This window comes from Pseudomonas sp. ICMP 10191 (assembly GCF_001467335.1).
Classification (GTDB): domain Bacteria; phylum Pseudomonadota; class Gammaproteobacteria; order Pseudomonadales; family Pseudomonadaceae; genus Aquipseudomonas; species Aquipseudomonas cerasi.
Genome location: NZ_LKGW01000186.1, coordinates 1 through 1,735 on the forward strand (window position 1 = coordinate 1; position 1,735 = coordinate 1,735).

Sequence of the window (1,735 nt, forward strand, 5' to 3'; positions counted from 1 at the left end):
CGGCAGACGATCGCCAGATAGCCTTGCAGGTTGAGCTGACGTATCCACTCGTACTGGCTGCCAGAGACAGCGGCATCGTTCGGCGGCGTGGCTTTGAATTCGATGTACAGGCCGAAGTACCCACCACGGGCCATCGGCAGCACCAGATCGGGAACACCAGCGCGCACGCCCTGCTCTTTCAACTTGACCGCCACCTGCTTGAGCCGGTGGCCACCGTTGGGAACGTGGTATATCAACGCCGCCACCAGCGGCATGCGCAGCTTGAGCTCGCGCAGCAATGCGGCCTGCTCCAGACCCTCACGGTCGACGGACTTGGCGCGGATACGCTTCGGTTTGAACAACGTCATTTCGGCGGGCTTCACGGTGATACCTTCCCTTCGCGGATCAGGGCGTCCTGGGTACGCATGACACCCTCGGCGTGGAACAGGCGGACTTCGTTACGACTCAGCACCGCCGGGGCGCGCAGGCGGCCATCTGCGATATCGTGGCAGTAAGCACACGACCAAGCGGCCTGCAGGTCGTTTGGCTTGATGCCCATGCCGCAAGTACCAGCCAGTCGGTAATGGGCGAGAACGGTGGTCGAGGATTCGCTCGAGCATCCTGGGTAACGAATCTGGCACTCGCGGTCGCGCGCTGCCTTGGTGAGTTTCGTTTGCTTGGTCATTGCGCCGCCCTTCTGCCAAATTTCGCCATCAGCAGCTCACGCGCCTTTGCACCGTCTGCCGGGATTCCTTGTCTTGCGATCAGCGCGAGACTGACCCGCTCTGTCAGCTCTTCGGCCCGCTCGAATTCTGATTTCTGTCCGTCATGGCCGATGCCGACTGCGATGTCCTCCAGCGACTGCCCCTGCACAAGCATGCGGATGGTGATGTCATAAGCACGGTCGAACACCTTGCTGGCCTTTTCCGACGTCAGGTCGGCAAGGTTATGCATCTCACACTGGAGCGCGGCGTGCCGTACTGCCTCGTGTGACCACTCCCGCGATGTACGGCGCGATGGATGCAGGTTGAGAAGCGCCTCGCGAAATGCCCTGTCATGGGATGGAATTCCCAGCATTTCCGGAGTCGGCTGACACCACTTGATGAACTTGCCGACACTGGGCGCGAAGTCACTCCCGTTCTGGCGGCAGTTCTGCAGGCCATAACGAATCTGCTCCAGGGTGTTTATGCCCGCGACGATGAACGCCTTGATCCAGCTCCGCTTGGCAGTTTGCAATGCCGCATCGTCCGGCCACGCCTGCCTCCACGCCGGAAATATTGCCTGCAACTCCCTGAACAGCGCGTTTACAACGGACGCGGTGCCGGGAGGAAGCGCTTTCGGAACTGTAGGTATGACAGGCGGCAAGTTGCCCATGCTGGTCATGAGTTGTGTGGCGCTCTGGGGCCGCTTTGCCTTGGTTTGGGTCATAGGTCACCCAGATCGTCAGACCATGACGTGTCGTCGAAATCTGGCAAACTCCCCTTGGCGCGCTCCCTCAAGTACCAACCCACCAAGCGGTTACACCAACCGGCGGATGTGTCTACGGTGTTCTGCTTGGCCACAAACCAGCCGATGAAACCTGGGCGATCAGGTAACGGCTATCCGGTGCCCAGTCGGCGAACATTGCGAAGCGCTGGCGATCGTCGGTTGACTCAAGGGCCTGCTTATCCTGCTCATCTATAACGTCCGAAATCTCGCGCGGCTGCTGCTGTTCGGTTAATTGATGGTTAAGTGACGTATTGGGTGCAGATTTCGC

The 1,735-nt window shown here is 59.9% G+C and carries 3 protein-coding genes and 1 pseudogene; all 4 read right to left on the reverse strand.

What is annotated here, in order from left to right; translation table 11 throughout:
- The coding region (locus tag AO388_RS26675; protein WP_058417468.1) for a VRR-NUC domain-containing protein at positions 1 to 362 on the reverse strand (362 nt) is incomplete at its 3' end.
- Complete coding sequence (locus AO388_RS26680) at positions 359 to 664, reverse strand: DUF1364 domain-containing protein (protein WP_058417466.1); 306 nt, start codon at positions 662 to 664, stop codon at positions 359 to 361. The genes AO388_RS26680 and AO388_RS26675, both read right to left, overlap by 4 nt.
- Entirely contained in the window at positions 661 to 1,407 is a 747-nt protein-coding gene (locus tag AO388_RS26685; RefSeq protein ID WP_058417467.1) for a replication protein P, read from the reverse strand. Before AO388_RS26685 ends, AO388_RS26680 begins: the two co-directional genes overlap by 4 nt.
- Positions 1,404 to 1,735: pseudogene (locus AO388_RS29880) on the reverse strand (helix-turn-helix domain-containing protein); the annotation flags it as partial. The pseudogene AO388_RS29880 and the gene AO388_RS26685, both read right to left, overlap by 4 nt.